This is a genomic window from Rothia sp. HMSC073B08, assembly GCF_001812975.1.
GTDB lineage: Bacteria > Actinomycetota > Actinomycetes > Actinomycetales > Micrococcaceae > Rothia > Rothia mucilaginosa.
Genome location: NZ_KV811057.1, coordinates 19499 through 39449 on the forward strand (window position 1 = coordinate 19499; position 19951 = coordinate 39449).

General features: G+C 60.2%; 18 protein-coding genes and 2 riboswitches. Of the genes, 8 read left to right on the forward strand and 10 right to left on the reverse strand.

Going from position 1 to position 19951, the window contains the following annotated elements; all coding sequences use genetic code 11:
* The first annotated feature begins 34 nt into the window (after positions 1–34).
* Entirely contained in the window at positions 35–685 is a 651-nt protein-coding gene (locus HMPREF2884_RS02885; RefSeq protein ID WP_070615457.1) for an L-alanine-DL-glutamate epimerase, read from the forward strand.
* Between the two features lie 127 nt (positions 686–812).
* Here HMPREF2884_RS02885 and HMPREF2884_RS02890 read toward each other — a convergent pair whose 3' ends face one another.
* The 3 genes from HMPREF2884_RS02890 to HMPREF2884_RS02900 all read right to left on the reverse strand — a co-directional run bounded on the left by HMPREF2884_RS02890 (position 813) and on the right by HMPREF2884_RS02900 (position 2528).
* Positions 813–1253: a GNAT family N-acetyltransferase gene (locus tag HMPREF2884_RS02890; RefSeq protein ID WP_070615460.1), complete on the reverse strand. Its 441-nt coding sequence runs from the start codon at positions 1251–1253 to the stop codon at positions 813–815.
* A gap of 159 nt (positions 1254–1412) precedes the next feature.
* Positions 1413–1943, reverse strand: coding sequence for an alkylhydroperoxidase, AhpD family (locus HMPREF2884_RS02895; protein ID WP_012904260.1), 531 nt, complete (start codon positions 1941–1943; stop codon positions 1413–1415).
* Positions 1944–1946: 3 nt separating this feature from the next.
* Positions 1947–2528, reverse strand: coding sequence for a peroxiredoxin (locus HMPREF2884_RS02900; RefSeq protein ID WP_005509190.1), 582 nt, complete (start codon positions 2526–2528; stop codon positions 1947–1949).
* Between the two features lie 226 nt (positions 2529–2754).
* On the opposite strand from HMPREF2884_RS02900, the gene HMPREF2884_RS02905 reads away from it, so the two are divergent.
* Complete coding sequence (locus HMPREF2884_RS02905; protein WP_070615463.1) at positions 2755–3387, forward strand: GNAT family N-acetyltransferase; 633 nt, start codon at positions 2755–2757, stop codon at positions 3385–3387.
* A 65-nt stretch (positions 3388–3452) separates the two neighbouring features.
* On the opposite strand, the gene HMPREF2884_RS02910 is transcribed toward HMPREF2884_RS02905, so the two are convergent.
* A complete protein-coding gene (locus tag HMPREF2884_RS02910) occupies positions 3453–3770 on the reverse strand; it encodes an acylphosphatase (protein ID WP_070615466.1) in 318 nt (105 codons plus the stop codon).
* 265 nt (positions 3771–4035) lie between these two features.
* Between HMPREF2884_RS02910 and HMPREF2884_RS02915 the strand changes: the two genes are divergently transcribed.
* The 3 genes from HMPREF2884_RS02915 to HMPREF2884_RS02925 all read left to right on the forward strand — a co-directional run bounded on the left by HMPREF2884_RS02915 (position 4036) and on the right by HMPREF2884_RS02925 (position 8759).
* Positions 4036–5619, forward strand: coding sequence for a DHA2 family efflux MFS transporter permease subunit (locus tag HMPREF2884_RS02915; protein ID WP_070615469.1), 1584 nt, complete (start codon positions 4036–4038; stop codon positions 5617–5619).
* Between the two features lie 337 nt (positions 5620–5956).
* Positions 5957–7081, forward strand: a complete 1125-nt coding sequence (locus tag HMPREF2884_RS02920; RefSeq protein WP_070615472.1) for a zinc metalloprotease — start codon at positions 5957–5959, stop codon at positions 7079–7081.
* A gap of 550 nt (positions 7082–7631) precedes the next feature.
* Complete coding sequence (locus tag HMPREF2884_RS02925; RefSeq protein WP_070615475.1) at positions 7632–8759, forward strand: zinc-dependent metalloprotease family protein; 1128 nt, start codon at positions 7632–7634, stop codon at positions 8757–8759.
* Positions 8760–8862: 103 nt separating this feature from the next.
* On the opposite strand, the gene HMPREF2884_RS02930 is transcribed toward HMPREF2884_RS02925, so the two are convergent.
* Positions 8863–9714 (reverse strand): transcriptional initiation protein Tat, encoded by an 852-nt coding sequence (locus HMPREF2884_RS02930; RefSeq protein ID WP_070615478.1) that lies wholly within the window; start codon positions 9712–9714, stop codon positions 8863–8865.
* A 232-nt stretch (positions 9715–9946) separates the two neighbouring features.
* Here HMPREF2884_RS02930 and HMPREF2884_RS02935 point away from each other — a divergent pair, with 232 nt between their 5' ends.
* Complete coding sequence (locus HMPREF2884_RS02935) at positions 9947–11032, forward strand: C4-dicarboxylate ABC transporter substrate-binding protein (RefSeq protein ID WP_070615481.1); 1086 nt, start codon at positions 9947–9949, stop codon at positions 11030–11032.
* 142 nt (positions 11033–11174) lie between these two features.
* Here the strand turns inward: HMPREF2884_RS02935 and HMPREF2884_RS02940 are convergent, their stop codons facing one another.
* From HMPREF2884_RS02940 to HMPREF2884_RS02955, 4 genes are all read right to left on the reverse strand, one after another.
* Positions 11175–13298 carry an AMP-binding protein gene (locus HMPREF2884_RS02940; protein WP_070615484.1) on the reverse strand — a complete coding sequence of 708 codons (2124 nt, stop codon included), beginning with the start codon at positions 13296–13298 and terminating at the stop codon, positions 11175–11177.
* 427 nt (positions 13299–13725) lie between these two features.
* Positions 13726–14568 carry an ABC transporter permease gene (locus HMPREF2884_RS02945; RefSeq protein WP_070615486.1) on the reverse strand — a complete coding sequence of 281 codons (843 nt, stop codon included), beginning with the start codon at positions 14566–14568 and terminating at the stop codon, positions 13726–13728.
* Positions 14568–15632 carry an aliphatic sulfonate ABC transporter substrate-binding protein gene (locus tag HMPREF2884_RS02950; RefSeq protein ID WP_070615489.1) on the reverse strand — a complete coding sequence of 355 codons (1065 nt, stop codon included), beginning with the start codon at positions 15630–15632 and terminating at the stop codon, positions 14568–14570. The genes HMPREF2884_RS02945 and HMPREF2884_RS02950 overlap by 1 nt, the downstream gene beginning before the upstream one ends.
* Before the next feature lie 64 nt (positions 15633–15696).
* The gene (locus tag HMPREF2884_RS02955; protein ID WP_049327389.1) at positions 15697–16533 is read right to left on the reverse strand and encodes an ABC transporter ATP-binding protein; all 837 of its coding nucleotides are present in this window, start codon (positions 16531–16533) and stop codon (positions 15697–15699) included.
* A 4-nt stretch (positions 16534–16537) separates the two neighbouring features.
* Positions 16538–16634, reverse strand: a riboswitch (SAM riboswitch).
* Positions 16635–16809: 175 nt separating this feature from the next.
* Positions 16810–16918: riboswitch (SAM riboswitch) on the forward strand.
* 114 nt (positions 16919–17032) lie between these two features.
* On the opposite strand from HMPREF2884_RS02955, the gene HMPREF2884_RS02960 reads away from it, so the two are divergent.
* On the forward strand, positions 17033–18460 hold the full coding sequence (locus HMPREF2884_RS02960) for an LLM class flavin-dependent oxidoreductase (protein WP_070615492.1): 1428 nt from the start codon (positions 17033–17035) through the stop codon (positions 18458–18460).
* 137 nt (positions 18461–18597) lie between these two features.
* A complete protein-coding gene (locus HMPREF2884_RS02965) occupies positions 18598–19026 on the forward strand; it encodes a YchJ family protein (protein WP_070615495.1) in 429 nt (142 codons plus the stop codon).
* A gap of 213 nt (positions 19027–19239) precedes the next feature.
* On the opposite strand, the gene HMPREF2884_RS08995 is transcribed toward HMPREF2884_RS02965, so the two are convergent.
* Entirely contained in the window at positions 19240–19923 is a 684-nt protein-coding gene (locus HMPREF2884_RS08995; RefSeq protein WP_070818976.1) for a hypothetical protein, read from the reverse strand.
* Positions 19924–19951: the final 28 nt, after the last annotated feature.

The window sequence follows — 19951 nt, forward strand, 5'->3', positions numbered from 1 at the left end:
AAATCGTTATCTGCGTAAGGTGAAAGGAGCCGCCGTGACGGTATCGCGTGACGAAGTTTTCGAAATCCTGCGGGGCGTGGTGCCCCGCCTGGAGGAGGCGCTTCCCGGCTGGTCGGTGCGCCCCAACATCACGGGTACCGGCGCGGTGGGGCTCTACCTGGACGGCCCCGCAATCTACCGGGACGGCGAGCCCCTGGCCGGCGTGAACGCCAAGGGTGAGCCGGTCGCCCGGCACCTGTGCGGCACGATTCAGACCGCCGACCGCGGCCTGCCGCAGGAGCTCGGGCAGGTGCGCTACCAGTACATCCTGGGCGTGAGCGTGGCGGAGCACGAGAGCGAGTACCCCGAACTGGCCGACCTGGCGAGCGTGGGGGAGCCGAGCTGGGTTCCTTCGCTGAGGGCCCTGGAGGCGCTGGTGGAGTCCGAGGGTCGCGAGGCGCTGTTCATCAGCCGCGGCGGGTACGTGCCCGGCCGCCGCGCCCTGGGTAAGCGCCGTGTGGCGCTGCGGCGCGAGTTCTTCCCCGGTAAGCCCTGGCTGGGTTTGGGCATGATTGACTGGTGTGCGGGGGTGCGCTCGACCCCGGTGTACGCCGAGGATCTGGTGGCTCTGGTGGCCGCGGCGACGCGCCTGGCGAGCGGCTGGGATGCCGCCCTGCGCGCTGTCTCTGCGGACAGTCAAAAGTAGTTAAAACAGAGCGGCGCATCCGACCCGCAAAGGGGTGGACGCGCCGCTTCTTGTAAGCTCTAACGTTTAGTGGTTTAGCCCAGTGCCTCAGCTAGTCTGAACGGGTCGAGCCGTATGAGATATTGCCTTATCGATAGCATGCAAGGGTGATGCATCCTGCTGCCTCTACGGGGGCGTAACCGTAGCGTTTGTAGAGTGCAACGGCGTGTTCACTAGCGGTGTCGGTAGTAATGAGTCGCTGTCGAATGTCTTCTCGGTCAAAGTCCTCAATGACACGCTTTAGAAGCGCAGAACCAATGCCCTGTCGTTGGGCGTGTGGATGCACTAGGAGGTCCTGAATGTAGGCGATAGAGTGTCCGTCCCCAACGGCGCGGACTAGCCCGACGAGCCGTCCCGTTCCGTCCGTGGTTGCCTTTCGTGCGGTGTAGAGATACCGCGATCCTTCCAGCATTGGGATGAGACGTTCGGGTGTTTTGGTATAGGCACTCCAGCCCACAGAATCGTAAAGCTCAGTAAGTTCTTCCACGCTGGGAAGGGGGCTGGTGGAGTCCAAAATACAGTACCGCATACAGGCATTGTATAGCGCCAAATCGGGGGATTTAGGGAACTACCGTCCAACACGTTTTTAGCTAGTGCAGGGTATAATCTGGGCATAAAGTAAGCGGCGCATCCGACCCGTAAAGGGGTGGATGCGCCGCTTCTGTGTAAGCTCTAACGCTTAGTGGGTTTAGCCCAGTGCCTCAGCCAGCTGAATGCCCTGTGCCACGCCACCGAGGGTTGCAGCAATACGGATCAGGTCGTTGACCTGCTCCTTGGTTGCGCCCTCTTCGCGCAGGGTGTGCTCGTGAGCCTCAACGCAGTGGGAGCAGCCGTTGACTGCGGACACTGCCAGAGCGAACATCTCGAAGTCCAGCTTCTCAATGCCACCGTTCTTGCCGATGATCTGCATGCGCAGGTTTGCGCGCTGGTCATCGTATGCACCGTTCAGGAAGCCACGGGTGCGGTAGAAGATGTTGTTCATGCCCATGATGGATGCAGCACCCAGAGCAGCCTCGTAAGCGGTGTCGCTCAGGTGCTCCTTAGCCTCTGCAGCAATCTCAACAACAACAGAGTCAACCTTGGTTGCTGCTGCGGTTGCGAGGATTGCGCCCCAGAGCTGCTGCTCGGACAGGGAGGTGATGCGGGGCAGGGAGGACAGGTTGAGGCTCATGTCCTTCGCGTAGGAAGGCAGAGCCGAACGCAGGTTATCGATGCTCATGGATTACTTCATCTCCTTGAATGCGTCGATGGTTGCTGCACCCTTCTTCCAGTTGCATGCGCACAGCTCGTCGGACTGCAGTGCGTCCAGCTGGCGGAGCACCTCGTCGGTGTTACGGCCGACGGAGTCAGCGGTAATGGAGACCGACTGGATGGTGTTGTGGGGGTCGATGATGAAGGTTGCGCGGTCTGCAACGCCGTCCTTGTTCAGGATGCCCAGTGCTGCGGTCAGTTCGCGCTTGAGGTCGGATGCCATGACGATGGGCAGGTCCACGAGCTCTTCGTGGGAGCGGCGCCATGCGTAGTGGGTGTACTCGTTGTCAACGGAAACACCGATCACCTGGGTGTCGCGTGCCTCGAACTCGTCAGCGAGCTTGCCGAATGCAGCAATCTCGGTGGGGCAAACGAAGGTGAAGTCCTTCGGCCAGAAGAAGACGACGCGCCAGGTGTCTTCGTCCAGACCCTCGGAGGAGACGGTGGTGAAGTAGTCTTCGGGCTTGGTTGCTTCGATGTCAGCCAGCTTACCGGGGACAACGCCGGTGAGCTCGTATGCGGGGAACTGGTCGCCGATGGTCAGAACTGCCATAGTGTTCTTCTTTCTGCTTCGTGCCGCGCGGATTCGTTGCGCGGCGCTTGTTCTAAGTGGTGCCCAATGGGCGGGCTCGATGACTATTTTATTATGAATAATTCATAATAATCAAGTGATGACGGGTGAAAATGCGAGTATTAAGTCGTGATTTGCGTCACTGAATATTCTGGGATGTTCACAAAAGCTTTTCCGACGCACAAACCCGAGGGTTTAAGCTCGAACCATGACCCCCGAACACAGCGACTTTTCTGAGCACAGCGAACACGTAGAGCCCAACCAGCCCGAACTCATTACCGAACGCCTCACCCTGCGCCACCTGCGCGAGGCGGATATCCCCGACATCGTAGAAGCCTGCCGCGACCCGCAAATGATTCGCTACACCCGCGTACCGCTAAACTACACGCGCGCCGACGCTGAGGACTCCCTACTCACCACCGCCCGTCAAATTGCCGCCGGGCAAATCCAGCGCTGGGCGATTGACGCCTCCGGTGTGTTCGCGGGGAGTATCGAGCTGCGCCTACCTGACGGCACCCCCGAAAGCCCCGGAACCCGCGCCGAACTGGGCTATTACACCGCCCCGAAGGCGCGCGGCAAGGGCTATATGACCGAGGCGCTGCGAGCCGTCCTCGGCTACGCTTTCGACCCGCTCGGGCTGGGTCTCGAGACTGTCCGCTGGACCACCCTGGCGGGTAACGAGGCCTCCGAACGTGTGGCGGTTAAAGCGGGTTTCACCGGCATCTACGACGATATTGACCCGAACTCCGGTCGCCCCGATGAGAACGGTCACCCGGTGCAGCATCGGGTGCGCCGCGCCGATATGACCCGCGCGCAATTTGCGGCGCTCTGGGCTAACTAAACTGCGCTCTGGACGTAACGTGCACGGGGTTGAGCGGGAGCCCATGAGAAAGCCCCGCAATCTAGCTACCTGATGCCGAAGCCGCGGAACGAGCCGTTCGGCTCCTCCCACTCGACGAGAACCTCATCCACGCGCCCGGCGGTGTCGTCACCGCGCAGCACATCCACCAGGCGTGCGCAGGAGGCGGCAGTACCTTCCGCAACGACCTTCACGCGCCCGTCGTCGAGGTTCTCGGCGTAGCCGGTTAGGCCCATGGGCTTGGCGGTTCCGGCGCACCACCAACGGAAACCGACACCCTGCACTTTGCCGCTGACGAAAGCGACGAGGCGGATTTCGGCGGGTTCTGCCGGGGTGCGATTGGTGAAGAAATCAAAGAAACCCATGGGTCCTCCCGGGGTCATCTCGTTGAGGGTGGTCTGATGGGGGTGAGCGTCGGTGGCGGCGTCCGGATTAGCTTCTATAGCTTCAGTCTAGAGGGTGCGGGGTGCCTTCTGCTTGGTTGCCGCGCGTACGCGCCGTGAAGAGTTGAATAAGGGTAAAGCAACCGGAGCTGCACCCATAAGGGGAGTAAGATGGGGTGATATTTATCAGCGGCAACGCTGAACACACGGACATCTACCCGCATACAACCCATCCCCTGGAGGATCATTGAGTTCACGCCCTAAAAAAGCGCCTCTCGTCGGTAACCCGGCGAAGACACCCTACAAGCCCTGGCCTGCTCTCTGGTCCCTGGTTGTTGGATTCTTCATGATCCTGGTGGATGGCAATATCGTCACCATCGCCCTGCCGCACATGCTGCAGGATCTGGAAGCGTCCCTGTCGGCGGGTATGTGGGTGACGAGCGCCTACCTGCTGGCGTATGCGGTGCCGCTGCTCATTACCGGTCGTATGGGTGACCGCTTCGGTCAGAAGAACCTATACATGATTGGTATGGGTATTTTTACGCTCGCCTCCCTGTGGTGTGGTCTGGCGGCGGACGTTGAATCGCTCATCGCCGCCCGCGTGGTGCAGGGCCTGGGCGCGTCGCTGATGACCCCGCAGACCATGTCTCTGATTACGCTCATGTTCCCGCCGAATGCGCGCGGTGTCGCCATGAGCATTTGGGGTGCGACTGCGGGTGTCGCCTCGCTGGTAGGCCCGATTCTGGGCGGCGTGCTGGTGGATACCCTCAGCTGGGGCTGGATCTTCTTCATCAATATTCCGGTTGGCCTGGTCGGCCTGTTCTTGGCGTGGCGTAATGTGCCGGTGTTTGAGCAGAAGAAGCACAGCTTCGACTGGTTGGGCGTGGTGCTGTCGGCGGTCGGTCTGTTCCTGCTGGTTTTCGGTATTCAGGAAGGCGCCACCTACGACTGGGGCACCATCACTGACTCGTTTATGGGCACCGGTATTGCGGTGAGCGTGTGGGGTCTGATTATTGCCGGCATTCTGGTGCTGGGCCTGTTCATCGGGTGGCAGGCCATTAACCCGCGTGAGCCGCTGGTTCCGCTGAGCCTGTTCAGTGACCGTAACTTCTCCGTGTCGAATGTGGCTATTTCCGCTATGGGTGTGGTTGCTATCAGTATGGCGTTCCCGCTGACCCTGTACCTGCAGCAGGTGGAGGGCCTGGACCCGACCCAGGCTGCGCTGATGACCGCCCCGATGGCGTTGTTCTCGGGCGCGTTGGCGCCGGTGGTGGGTGCGCGTCTGAACCGTAACGACCCGAAGTGGATTGCGGTAATTGGTTTTACGCTGATGGTTGTTGGTTTTGCTCTGCTCCGCCCAACGATGGTTGCGGACGGCAACCTGTGGCTGATGGTTGGCCCGATGATTATTCTGGGTGCGGCGAATGCCTGCATTTGGGGTCCGCTGTCGGTGTCGGCGACCCGTAACCTGCCGCCGCAGCGTGCCGGTGCCGGTTCGGGCGTGTACAACGAGACCCGCCAGATGGCGTCGGTGCTCGGTTCGGCTGCGATTACCACGATTATGGCTTCTGCAATTACCTCGCACCTGTCCGCGTTGGGCCCGGCCGTTGCAGCGGGCGGTAGCTCTCACGGCGGTGCTGGAGGCGGCGTACTTCCGCAGATTCTGCGTGAACCCTACGCGGCGGCAATGGCGGATTCCATGATGCTTCCGCTGGTTGCTGCGGCAGTGGGCGCAGTCGTGTGCCTGTTCTACGCCTCCAAGAAGGCCTCCGAGGCGAAGGGTGCCGCGCAGAACGCTGGGGCAGAGTCTGAGGCAGAAAACACTAAATAGAGGCTTATCAGAGCGCTTTTACGTAATGTTCGCCATGTCAACGCGAATACGGTGCGTACACCGGGACAAGGCATATAAGCGCTGTGTATGATGAAGCGGGTCATTGTTGCTCTGAGGTGTCAAAACCTCACGAAAAACAATGACCCGCTGTTCTTTTAAGCGGCATCCCGCGCCACCATACTTGTTCGGGGTGCCGCACCACAGCGCATACATAATCACTCAACGCATCGGCTACGCCTGATGACCCAACGATTCACTCAACGCCACCCACGGCTACTCGCATCATCACGAGGGTCTTCGCGCGCATCCATGCAAACGAACACAAGAAGAGATACAGATGGCTTTCTCCTTTTCTACTCGTGCGGCACGCACTGCGCTCGCCTCGGCGGCTCTGCTGGTGCTCGGTACTGTAGCCGCACCTGCCGCTAACGCATACAACCCGGACATTGACGGCGACGGCATCCCCAACACCTGGGAAATGAAGGGCTACGACGCGGACGGCGACGGCAAGATTGACGTCAACTACCCCGCAATGGGCGCCAATCCGCTGAAGAAGGACCTCTTCGTGGAGATGGACTACATGCCCGGCCTGCTCGCCAGCGAAGAAGAGCTCGACCGCATCACCGAAATCTTCGCGAAGCTGCCCATCCGCAACCCCAACGGCACCACCGGTATTAACATTCACCTGGACGCCGGTAGCGCCCGCAGCGCCAAGTACAACCTGGGTGGTGGCAACGAGGTAGCACACGAGCAGCTGGATAGTGGCCTACAGCGCTGGCGTGAAATCCGCACCAAGAACATGGACCCCAACCGTGAAAGCGTCTTCCACTACATGATTTGGGGCGATTCTTACGGTGACCGTGGCTCCTCCGGTCAGGGTTGGGTAGGTGGCCGCGGCTTCATCGTGACCGTTGGTCCGCGCTTCTGGGGCAAGTCCGCAACCCCTGATGTTCGCGTGGCGACCTTCGTGCACGAGCTGGGCCACAACCTCGGCATGGATCACGGTGGCACCGACGGCGTGAACTATAAGCCGAATTACATGAGCATCATGAACTACCGCTACCAGCTGCGTGGCCTGGATCGTGCAGACGGCACGAAGTACTTCGGTTACTCGACCCGCGCCTACAAGGACCTGGACGAAACCAAGCTGGATGAGAAGACCGGCTTCGGTCGTAACGCCTACGGCCTGTACTACAACGGTAAGCCCGCGTGGGAGGCTATCGATTTCAACGGCAACGGCAAGATTGACGATGAGCCGGTTGAAGCCGACATCAACGGTGACGGTAAGAAGACCGTGTTGACCGCACCGAACGACCTGAAGACCCTGAAGCTGCAGGCTAAGGGTAAGGAAGTCCAGAACGGTGCGTACTCGTCCGAGGCGGAACTCTCCGGAGAGATTGAGGACAATGAGATGACCGCTGAGTACGCTCGCGCTGAGGGCCTGGTTCCCGCGCAGGACTAGTTCCTAGCGGCGGTGACTAAGAGGCTTAGCCTATAACGCAATGAGGGGCCCGGCATCCATTACGGATGCCGGGCCCCTTGCTCATGCTCGCTCCTTTAGCGGCTAATGGTTGCCGAGGTGGTGGGTGCCGTGGTGTGCCTGTTCTACGCCTCCCGGAAGGCTTCGGAGGCGAAGGGCGCCGCACAGAACGCTGAAGCAGAAAGCACCAAATAGAAGGCTTATCAGAACGGTTTTACGTCATATTTGGTGCATAAACCTGAAAAATGGTGTTATACCGGGAAAATCTAGATGCACTCTGTGTATGATGAAGCGGATTATTGTTGCTCTGAGGTGTCAAAACCTCGTGAGGGCGCAATGATCCGCTGTTCTTTAAGCGGCATCCCGCGCCACCGTATGTGTTCGGGATGCCTCACCGCAGCGCACATATATACACTCTCCGCATAGACTGTGCCCAATGATCCAATAATTCACTCAACGCTGCCTCCGGCAAACATATAATCACAAGGGTCTTCGCGCGCATTTATGCGAACGAATACGAGAAGAGATACAAATGGCTTTCTCATTTTCTACCCGCGCGGCACGTACCGCGCTCGCCTCGGCGGCGATGCTTGTGCTCAGCTTGGTTGCTGTCCCCGCAGCGCAGGCGTATAACCCCGATATTGATGGCGACGGAATCGGTAATATTTTGGAGATGAGGGGGTATGACGGCAACCGTGACGGCAAACTGGAGATTGACTACCCAGGCATGGGCGCCAACCCCTTGAAGAAGGACCTCTTTGTCGAGATGGACTACATGCCCGGTCTGCTTGCTAGCGAAGAAGAGCTCGACCGCATCACCGAAATCTTCGCGAATATGCCGATTCGCAACCCCAACGGAACCACCGGTATCAACCTTCACCTGGATGCCGGTAACGCCCGCAGCGCCAAGTACAACCTCGGCGGTGGTAACGAAGTCCCCTACCAGCAACTGGATAGCACCATGGAGAAGTGGTACGAGATCCGAAGGGCTAATATGGACCCGGACCGTGGACCTGCCTTCCACTACATGATTTGGGGTGACGCCCACGATGAATACGGGTCCTCAGGACTGGGTTACATAGGCGGTCTAGGGTTCGTCGTGACTGTGGGTCCGCGCTTCTGGGGCAAGTCCGCAACTTCCGATGTTCGCGTGGCGACCTTCGTGCACGAGCTTGGCCACAACCTCGGCTTGCGTCACGGTGGTACCGAGGATGTGAACTACAAGCCGAACTACATGAGCATCATGAACTACCGTTACCAGCTTAGGGGCATAGAACGCCCGGACGGCACGAAGTACTTCGGCTACTCGACCCGCGTCTACAAGGACCTGGACGAGAACAAGCTGGACGAGAAGACCGGCTTTGGTCGCAATGCCTACGGCCTGTACTATAGGGGAGCTCCCGCCTGGGAGGCTATCGACTTCAATCGCAACGGCAAGATTGATGACGAGCCGGTGTCGGTCGACCTTAACCGTGATGGTGAGAAAACCATCCTGACCGCACCGAATGACATGAAGAATATAAAGCTGCCGGCTACTGATGTGGATTATAACGAGGACGGTGCGAATTCTTCCGAGCAGAAGTTCTCTGGAGAGATTGAAGAGAACGAGATGACCGCCGACCGTGCGCGTGCCGAGGGTCTGGTTCCCGCGAAGGACTAAGCGGTAGCAGTCACCGGCGGTGCCCAGTAGGATAAGCCTTAAACACGGCGAGGGGCCCGGCATCCGTTATGGATGCCGGGCCCCCTTGTTTATGCTCGGTACTTTAGCGGGTGATGGTTGCCGAAGCGCGCAAACCAGCCAGATCCTTGAAGGTGTACTCGCCGCCCTCGGTCAGCTGCATTGCGACGCTACCGCTGGTGATCTGAGCGGTGGTGGTCAGAGTGTAGCTGGAGGTCACCTCGGTGAAGTACACCGGAACCAGCGAAGCCAGCACCTGTGCGTAGCTCACGCCGTCCTTCGCGGTGGCTTCCAGGTAGTCGGAGGTGCGGATGTCCAGTACGCCGGTCCAGACGTTGTCCTCGATGACCGGCTCGTAGAACTTCGCGGTGTATGCGATGCCATTGAATGCCGCCACAGCGGGGTTGTTGGTCTTCGCGCCGCCCTCGCTCTTAGCGAGTGCCGGGATCTCAACGTCGTTCTCGGGGTCCCACAGCAGCGGGTCGGTGACATCCTCGGCGGTGGGGAAAGTGAACTCGAAGGTCACCTGCAGGTGCGCCTGAGGGTACAGCCAGGAGCTACCCTGGAACTCGCCCTTGGAGTTAACGGGTGCGGAAATCCACAGACCCGCACCACCGTACAGGCCAGCGCCGACGCTACCGCCGGGGGTGAAGGTGCCGCCGCCGAGGCTCTGCGGGGTGGTGGAGGTTGCGGTGATGTTGGGTACCTGCACGGTGTAGGAGTCCAGGCCGTAGCGGGTATTAAAGTCGTTGGAGGGGTTCGAGTTGAATGCCTGGGTGAAGACACCGAACTTCAAGGTCGGGGTTTCCAGCGCATCGGTGGACGCCGCGTAGGCGGGTACCGCCGCTGCGGTTGCGATGACGGGGGTGCTCCACGCGGCACCCTTGATGAGTGCGCGGCGGTTCAGGCCATTAGTGGTGTTCGAGGAAGAAGTCATGGGATCTCTCTTGTCATTAAGAATGTGGTGATGCATGTGAGTTGAATTACTGATACTCTAATGTAATTCAGCTCATCTTCAAAATTATCTCAACTTTTACCTTAAAGTATGAATGTTACGGCACCCAGCTCACCTAACACGTGAAACGGGAGCATCATGGAAACCGAGGAGAACGTCCTCCCGGAAAACTCCACAGAAACACCACCGGTCACCACACACTAAGGAACACAACATGGCATTTCTGAAGAGCGCACGCGTCACGCTTGCCTCCCTCGCAGTGCTCTGCCTGGGCACTATCGCAGCCCCCGCAGCAAACGCCTACAGCCCCGACATCGACGGCGACGGCATCCCCAACACCTGGGAGCTGAAGGGCTATGACGCCGACGGCGACGGCAAAATCGACGTCGACTTCCCCGCAATGGGCGCAAACCCCAACCACAAGGACATCTTCGTCGAGATGGACTACATGGCGGGCCTGCTGCCCAGCGAAGACGAACTGGACCGCATCACCAAGATTTACGCCGACCTGCCCATGCGCAACCCCGATGGCACCACCGGCGTGAACATCCACCTGGACGCAGGTAGCGCCCGCAGTGCCAAGTACAACCTCGGCGGCGGCAACGAAATCAGCTACCAGGCACTTGACAGCGAATTCAAGGCGCTCCACCGCATCAAGGCGACCGAAGGTAAGTTCAACCCCGCCCGTGAAGGCACCTTCCACTACATGATCTGGGGCGACTACTACGACAACAGCTACTCCTCCGGTATCGCTAACTTTGGCGGTCGTAACTTTATGGTCACCGTCGGCCCGCACTTCTGGGGCAAGGCAAGCAGCAACATCCGCGTGGCAGTGTTCGTGCACGAGCTCGGCCACAACCTCGCGCTGAGCCACGGCGGCTGGGACGAAATCAACTACAAGCCCAACTACTACAGCGTCATGAACTACCAGTACACCCTCACCGGTGTGCCCATGGCTGACGGTAGCCGCTACTTCGGCTACTCCACCGCCGAGTACCGCATGCTCAACGAGGCGAAGCTGTACGAGGCGCGCGGCTTCGGTCCCCGCGCGGCTGGCTTCCTGTACAAGGGCAAGCCCGCCGACCAGCCGATTGACTTCAACGGCAACGGCAAGATCGACACCGAGCCGGTGTCCGTGGACCTGAACGGTGACGGCATGATCACGAACCTGGGCGCGGCAAGCGATGTGAAGATGATCCGCTTCCAGGCGACCGAGCACCCCGAGAAGGACAAGGGCCCCGAGCACATTGAGCCGAGCGGCATTACCGCCGAACACGCTCGTTCGCTGGGCCTGATTTAAGCGGCGCAACACCAACAAAGAGCCCTGTCAGCTCAGTAAAATGGCATAGCAAAAGGTGCGGATACCGAATCATCATTCGGTATCCGCACCTTTACTCTATGTGGCTTTTAGCTCAGCACAGTGCTCAGCTCAGCAACAGAGCCTAGACAGCCTCGCTCACGCGGCCGGTATCCACCAGCACCTGCGCAATGTGGCCCAGCGCCTCCTCATTCTGCAGCGAAGAAACATCGCCCAGCGAACGACCCTGGTACAGCTCACCGAGCAGGCGGCGAGTAATCTTACCCGAACGGGTCTTCGGGATATCGGCAACCGCCACAACATCCTTCGGCTTAGCAATCGGGCCAATGTGCTCACGCACGTGCGCGGTCAGCGCCGCCTTCAGCTCATCCTCAGTCAGGTCCTTACCCTCATCGGTGAGCGTCACGTAGGCGACCGCCTGGTGACCGGTCAGGTCATCCTCCACGGGGCAGACACCAGCCTCAACCACAGCCGGGTGAGTCACCAGAGCCGACTCAATCTCAATCGTGGACAGACGGTGACCCGAAATGTTAATCACGTCATCAATACGGCCGAGGATGTACACGTTACCCTCTTCGTCTTCCTTCGCGCCGTCGCCAGCGAGGAACCAGCCGCGCTCGCCGTAGTGACGCCAGTAGGAATCCAGGAAACGCTGCGGGTTCTGCCACACGGTACGAGCCATCGAGGGGCCAATCTTATCGACCACGATGAAGCCCTGCTTGCCGGGTTCGACCGGGTCGCCGTGCTCATCCACCACGCGGGTGGACACGCCGGGAACGGCGCGGGTAGCGCAACCGGGCAGGGGAGTGCAGTGCGGGGTGCCCTCCGGGTAGGTGCCCTCGGGTGCGAATGCGGGGTCGTGCGGGCGCGGGGAGCACACGGTCGAACCGGTTTCAGACTGCCACCAGGTGTCGATGAACGCCGCGGTGCCGCCGCCCACGTGCTGACGCAGCCAACGCCACGCCTCCGGGTTAATGGATTCACCCACCGAACCGAGCAGGCGCACGGTCGAGAAGTCGTACTTGCCGGGCTCCGGGCCGTTCGGGAACGCACCCATGAGGGAGCGAATCAGGGTCGGCGCGGTGTAGTAGTTGGTCACGCCGTAGCGTTCGATGACCTCAAAGTGGCGGCCGAAGTGCGGGGTGTTCGGGGTACCCTCGTAAATCACCTCGGAGACACCGTTAACCAGCGGGCCGTAGATTTCGTAGGTGTGCGCGGTAACCCACGCCAGGTCGGCGGTGCACCAGTGAACGGTGGACTCAACCTTTTCCGGGTCGTTAACAGCCGACAGCTCGTCGGGGCGCAGCACGCCGTTCTCATCCACGTAATCCGGCAGCAGATCGTAGAGCAGCGCGTGAGTGTACGCGGTCTGCACCAGGTATCCAGCCATGGTGTGCACCAGACCCTTGGGCTTACCGGTCGTGCCGGAGGTGTAAATAATGAACAGCGGATCTTCTGCGTCGTGCAGTTCGTAGGCGTGGGTGTCCGGCTGGTCGTCCACCAGGTCGTGGTACCAGACGTCGCGGCCCTCAGTCCACGGCACAGCGGCGTGCGCAACCGGGTCGGAGGCACTGGTGCGGTCCACCACGATGACGTGCTCAATGTTGTTCTCACCGGAGCATGCTTCATCGGCGTTCACCTTGACGGGAACGACTTTGCCGCGGCGGTTTTGGCCGTCAGTGGTGATGAGAACCTTCGCGCCGGTGTCTTCCACACGGAACTTCAGCGCCTCGGCGGAGAAACCACCGAAGACGAGGGAATGGATCGCGCCAATACGCGCGCAGGCGAGGGTGAAAATAATGGTTTCGGGGATGACGGGCAGGTAGATGACCACACGGTCACCCTTGCGCACGCCCAGGGACAGCAGGCCGTTCGCTGCCTTCGCGATGCGGCGCTGCAGTTCGGCGTAGGTGATGGCTTCACGGTCGCCGGGTTCACCTTCAAAGTAGAGGGCTACCTTGTCGCCGCGGCCCGCCTCCACGTGGCGGTCTACGCAGTTGTAGGCGACGTTCAGCTTGCCGCCCTCGAACCACTTAATTTCGGGGATCGTGAACTGTTCGATGCCTTCCTCATCGAAGCCGAGGGACTTCGGCTTCTCGAAGCGGTGCGCAGTGTGCCAGGGCTCAGCCCAGGTGAGTCGCTGCGCCTGCTTCTCCCAGAACGCGACGCGCGCCTCGTCGGATTCGTGGGCGGGGTTCGGGGTGGGGTTCAGCGGGTCGGTGAACGAGTAGGGGGTGGGCAGTCCCATTATTCTCCCATCGGTTGCTGGCATTAGCACCCTTGCTCGCCGTGCCGCTGTCTGTGTGACCGTGGGGTCTGTGTGTGCGTTGGCGAGGGGGTTGCTGCGACGTCACGGAGCCAGGTCTCTCGGTCGCTCTGGATGGTTTGCCTTCTTAGTAAAGCGCGCTCGGGGCCAGGAAGCAAAGGAGCCCGTCATATTCGGCATGCTGTGTATCGGTTCGTAATATTCCGAAATATTTAAAGACCCCGCCCCGCGCTCACTGCTGTGGGGCGCGGGGCGGGATTCATCATCATCATTCAGTAGGCGACAGGTTTCCCCGCCGACTTCTTTCTCCGGCGCGTAGCGATGATTAGCTCACCTTTGGGGAGCAGCCACGCGGCGGACATCTCTCCTAAAACTCAGCGCGTGCTGAGTGTTACGTTTAGCTGTGGTGCTAGTTGCTGGGGTACTTCGCCTTCACCCAGCGCTCGAACACGCCCACCAGCGCGTCGGTAATCTTACCGAGCACCGCCAGCGCCACAATAGCCAGCAGCAGGCGGTCGGTGCGGCCGTTGTTCTGCGAGTCGGTCAGCAGATAACCCAGACCCATGGACGCACCCAGCAACTCAGCGGCGACCAGGAACAGCCACGCCTGAGCCAGCGCCAGACGCAGACCCGAAACAACCGACGGCAGAACCGCGGGAAGCTGAACCGTGGTGAACAGGCGCAGACCCTTCAGGCCGAAGGCGCGGGCCATCTCCACGAGCTTGGGGTCCACGTGGGCGAGGGCTGCGGAAACCGTGGTGTACACGGGGAAGAACGCGCCGATGGCCACGAGGGTCACCTTCGAGTTCTCGCCGATGCCAATCCACAGCAGAAGCAGCGGGACCCACGCGAGTGAGGGGACTGCGCGCAGAGCGCCGATGGTCGGGGCGACGAACACGCGCACCGGGGCCGACAAGCCAATCAGCGATCCCAGCACCAGGCCGAGTACCGCGCCGATGCCGAAGCCAATCAGCACGCGCTGGGTCGAAATCGCGACGTGCTTGGCCAGCTCACCGCGCTGCGCCAGCTCGATACCGGCGCCCACCACACGGTCGGGGGAGGGCAGCTGGACCTGCGTGAACACGCCGTTGGTGCTCAGAATATACCAGAGCGCAATCAGCGCCAGGGGAAGAATCAGGCCCAGGTACTGCTTACCGGCGAACGGGTTCGACGGCAACTTCACGGAAGAGGCACGCTTCTCGGCACGCTCAGCGTGAGCGCTGGAGGCGGCGGTAATCGTTGCGGCGGTCATTACTTCTCCACCGCCTTGGCAATCTTCTCGACTGCGGCGCTGTCAGCCTTCTTCGCGAACTGGTCGTCCACGATGCTGTTCAGGGCCTTGTCCACGTCGGACTGGGAGGGAACGTCGCCGGACTCCACCAGGATCGGGCCGACGCCCTTGAGAACCTCAACCTGCTTAGCGCCCGGAACCGGGTCGATATCCAGGTGGGTGCGCTCCATGACGACCTGGGCGGTCTCGTGCTTAATGCCGGACTCCTCCTCGACAATCTTCACAGCCTCTTCGGGGTTCTTCTTAGCCCAGGCGCGAGCGTACTCGTACACGTCCACGATGGCCTGTGCGGCGGTCGGGTTGGACTGAATGAACTTCTCGGTCGCGTTCAGGAAACCGTAGGTGTTGAAGTTCAGGTTGCGGTAGAAGAGCACGTCGCCGCTTTCCACCTCGGCGGCAGCCATGATCGGGTCCAGGCCGCTCCACGCGTTGACCTGACCGTTATCCAGGGCGGTGCGGCCGTCGGCGTGCTGCAGGTTCTGAATGGTCAGATCCGAAGCGGAAATACCCTCCTGCTTGAGTGCCTGCAGCAGCAGGAAGTACGGGTCGGTACCCTTGGTCACGGCAACGGTCTTACCCTTCAGATCCGCAACCTTGGTGATGCCCGAATCCTTGCGGGTCACCAGAGCCGACCATTCCGGCTGCGAGTAGAGGCTAATGACCTTGATGGGGGAGCCATTAGCGCGTGCCAGCAGTGCCGCCGAACCGGCGGTCGAGCCAACATCAATATTGCCGCTACGCAGCGCCTCATTCGCCTTGTTCGAACCAGCCGACTTGACCCACTCAACCTTCTTACCCTCCGCGGCAAGGGCGGTCTCAAGCCAACCCTTCTTGCGGATAATCAGGGACAGCGGGTTGTAGGTCGCGTAGTCAATGGTCACGGTGTTCTGATTGCCACCACCGGCAGCACCGGAGGCGTTAGCGGAACCGGAACCTTCGCCAGCGCAGGCGCTGAGCAGAGTAGCAAAAGCGGCGGCTGCGGCAAGGGACTTGAGGGCGGTACGACGAGACGGGGAGTAAGTCATGATGAAATCTTTTCGCTTCTGAAGATGATGATGTGATGTGTAAGAAATGCGTTTCGTGGCGGCTTTAGGCGTTATCTTCCACGCCGAGCTCAGCCAACAGTTCGCTACGCAGCGCCGTGATCTCTGCATCGGCGCGGTCACGCGGGTGAGAACGGTCAACGGTCACAATGCGCTGGATGGTGGCGGGCGCCTCCGGGGTGTCCTTACCGAGGACAATCACCCGGTCAGAGAGGTACAGCGCCTCTTCCACATCGTGGGTGACCAGCAGAATCGTGGTCGGGTCTTGACGGTGCACGTCCAACAGCAAATCCTGCATGTTGATGCGGGTCAGCGCGTCCAGAGCACCGAAGGGCTCGTCGAGCAGTAGCACGCCGGGGTTGCGTGCGAGCGCTCGCGCCAGGGACACGCGCTGAGCCATACCGCCTGAAATTTCCTTGGGACGGTGGGTTGCGTATTCGCCCAGTCCGACCAGGTCGAGCAGGCGCGCTACGGATGCTGCGCCTTCAGATTTTTTGGTGCCCTGCGGTAGTCCGAGAGCCACGTTGTCGGCGACGGTGCGCCAGGGGAGCAGGCGCGGTTCCTGAAAGCCGATAGCTACGCGGGGGTCGAGGCCGGTCACTGCCTTCTCGCCGATACGCACGGTACCTGCGGTGATGCGGTTCAGGCCTGCTGCTGCACGCAGGAGAGTGGATTTGCCGCATCCGGAGGAGCCGATGACGGAGATAATCTCGCCGGGGGCTGCGGTGAAGGAGACTCCGCGAAGAACTTCGTGGGTTCCGCCGGGCACGGGGAAAGACTGTCCGACGTCTTCAAAGCTCAAGGGGACGGCGGCGGTGGATACGGCACGGCGGCCGTTCTTTTCACTGGTGGGTACGTCAGTTACTGCACTGTTGAGTGTCATGTCACTTCCATCGTTCCTGGCGTTAGCACCGGGGGCGGAAGAATCCGTGTCGGTTGCTGCGACGTCGTGGAGCCAGGTCTCTCAGTCGCTCTGGATGGTTTGCTTCTCCCACCCTATGGGCTGTGGCGTGCCTCAATCAACCCGACGGGCGCGTATGAATTTCTATGACCGTATATTTCGCATTTATCACGAAATATTTCGGTTCTACGTCACAAAAAGATTTTTTCGTCACAAACGTGACCTCCCTCCCGCGCGCCCCGTACACTCAAACCACGAGATCATGAGTCCCGGCGCTAAGCTCTGGCTAGCCGGGCGGCAACCCTCTCCCGTAGCGGGGTGCCCCAGATGATGATCTGGCCTCAACGGAAAGAGGCAAGTACGGCGCGAACGCGCCACCTGCACGAAGGCCACCACCGAACGCAGAAGGCAAGAAGGGGGCGGCGCGCGGGGTGCAGGGCACTAACCCAATCGTCCCCGATTATTCGCGAAAGGAAAATCGATGGCTGAGCAGAAGAAGCGCATCGTAGTTAACGCATTCGAAATGACCTGCATTGGTCACCAGAGCTTCGACCTCTGGCGTCACCCGAGTTCCCGTGCAACCGAGTACAACACCATCAAGTACTGGACTGACCTGGCTAAGACCCTTGAGCGCGGCCTGTTTGACGCCGTGTTCATCGCTGACGTGGTCGGCATCTACGACGTGTACAAGAACTCTGCCGCTCCCGCCATTGAGGGTGCCGCTCAGGTTCCCGTGAACGATCCCGCAACCCAGATTTCTGCAATGGCTGCAGTGACCGAGCACCTCGGCTTCGGCGTGACTGCTGCCGCTACTTTCGAGCAGCCCTACACTCTGGCTCGCCGCTACGCCTCCCTCGACCACCTCACCGAGGGCCGCGTCGGCTTCAACGTTGTGACCTCTTACCTGCCTTCGGCTGCTGAGAACCAGGGCCTGCCCACCCAGATTCCGCACGACGAGCGCTACGAAATCGCCGACGAGTTCCTGGACGTCTGCTACAAGCTGTGGGAAGGCTCCTGGGAAGACGGCGCAGTCATCAAGGACCGCGAGCGCGGCATCTACGCTGACCCCTCCAAGGTCCACCCGATTGGCCACAAGGGCAAGTACTTCTCCGTGCCCGGTATCTCCCTGACTGAGCCGAGCCCGCAGCGCACCCCCGTGATCTTCCAGGCTGGCGCATCCAGCCGCGGCCAGCAGTTCTCCGGCAAGCACGCTGAGGCTGTGTTCATCAGCGCCCTGCGCCCGGACCTGACCCGCGTTGTGACCGACCGTATTCGCGCCGCTGCAGAGGAGCAGGGCCGTAGCCGCGACGACGTCAAGATCCTCGCAATGCTCTCCGTCATCGTGGATGAGACCGAAGAGAAGGCAAAGGCAAAGTACGAGGATTACAAGAAGTACATCAACCTCGACTCTGCACAGGCTATTGTCGGCGGCTGGTCCGGTGTTGACCTGTCCCAGTTCGACGAGGACGAGGTCCTGAACTACGTGCAGACCGAGTCGATTCAGTCCTTCCTGACCCCCTTCACCCTGCAGGCGAAGGACAAGAAGTGGACCCGCAAGGACATCGCTGAGCACACCACCCTCGGCGGCATGGGTGAGGTCATTGTTGGTGACCCGGTTCAGGTTGCTGACGAGCTGGAGCGTTGGATCGATGAGGGCGGCCTGGACGGCATCAACCTGGCGTACCACGTCACCCCGGGTTCCTTCGAGGACTTCATCGAGTACGTTGTTCCCGAGCTGCAGAAGCGCGGCCGCTACCGCACCGAGTACGAGGGCAACACCCTGCGTGAGAACATCTTCGGTAAGGGCCACACCAAGGTTGCTGACAGCCACCCGGCTGCTAAGTACCGCGGCGCATACGTGGGCAAGCCTTCGGCTGCTGACACCCCGGCTCGCGCAATCGCTGAATAAGCGTTGCCGCTGAAGCGTGCCGTGTAGGTTCGCTCAAACTTAACGATTGAAAACAAGAACGCCCGTTCTGCTGGAGGATTTGTACCCCCGGCAGAGCGGGCGTTTCTTTGCGCTGTGCTTTCTCTATACTGGGTGGCATGACTGAACTTAACCATGATGACCGCTGCCCCTGCTCGAGCGGCGAGGTGTACGGCGCCTGCTGCGGCAGGTTCCTGGGCGAGTTTGCCGCCTCCGGCACGCTGACTGCTCCCGCGCCGGAGCAGCTGATGCGCTCGCGTTTTACCGCGTTTGCGACCGGGGATGCGGCGTACCTGCTGGCGAGCTGGCATCCGAGTACTCGCCCGGCCGCCTTGGAGTTGGAGGATGATATCCGCTGGTATCGCCTGGATATTCTGGGTGCTTCGGGTGGCCCGTTTGATGCGTCCGGTACGGTGGAGTTCGTTGCGTATTACCGTTCGGTGCCGGGCGTTCCTGCGGAGGATCGGGTGAAGGGCAGCATGCATGAGCTGTCGCGCTTTGAGAAGGTGGGCGGTGCCTGGTTCTACGTGGACGGCGACGTCCGCTAACTCTAGCTCTCGCCGCCCCTGTCTCGTGCAGAGTGCGGGCATAGAAGAAATGGCAGAATCATTCCGAAACCGGAACGATTCTGCCATTCCTTGTTTTAGTTAGCTTCTGTCTTTTAGAAGATTTTCAAAGTCAGTCTGAGATATCAGCCAGACCAAGCCAAGAGGCACGCTCTGCCCCGATAGCAGGAATCAAAATAGGGGATGCGGTCATGACTAAGACACTTTCTTGAAAACAGAATCTTGAAGAATGCGCTCTGCCTCAGCGGAGCTTCGCGGATCCCCCAAATCTAGAAGATCTACCGCCACATGCAAGGGCAGAATATGGGGCGGCTCATCGCATTCACGCAAGATAATGTTCGCCGAATCTACAGACGCCGGAAGCAGATTGTACAGAAAAATAATGTTCTCTAAATCCTGGCTTGAAACATATGCATCAACCATTGAGCCGTACACCTGAGAAATATCGCTACTAATGCCGGTAAGCGACAATGCAGAGTCTTCCAAAATCGCAGGAATCTCAGCGGGAGGAGCCTGCAGATGATGTACTTTCAGACCGCGGCGGGCTCGGTATCGCTCAACAGACGCAGGTCCTTGCACCTGAATTGCTGAGGCGCGTTCTTTTGCCCTGCGGCGTTCCTCAGCAGATAGAACAGATGACTGGCCATCGCAGTAACGCGCCAAAGCGTTGAATGCATCGAAGGAAATAGGGCGGCCAGCATTACTGCGGTGCGCAGCGGGAAGAGCGTCGACAACCCAACGGCTTCCCAATTTACGACCTTGGAGCATTCCACGTTCCAAGCGGGCACGCACGCTTCGCTCTGAAACCTTAGCTTCTTGAGCATACTCTTGAACGGACATCATGGCAGAATCATACCGAAAACGGAATGATTCTGCCATGATTCTCTCGCACCCGGAAGCGATAAGG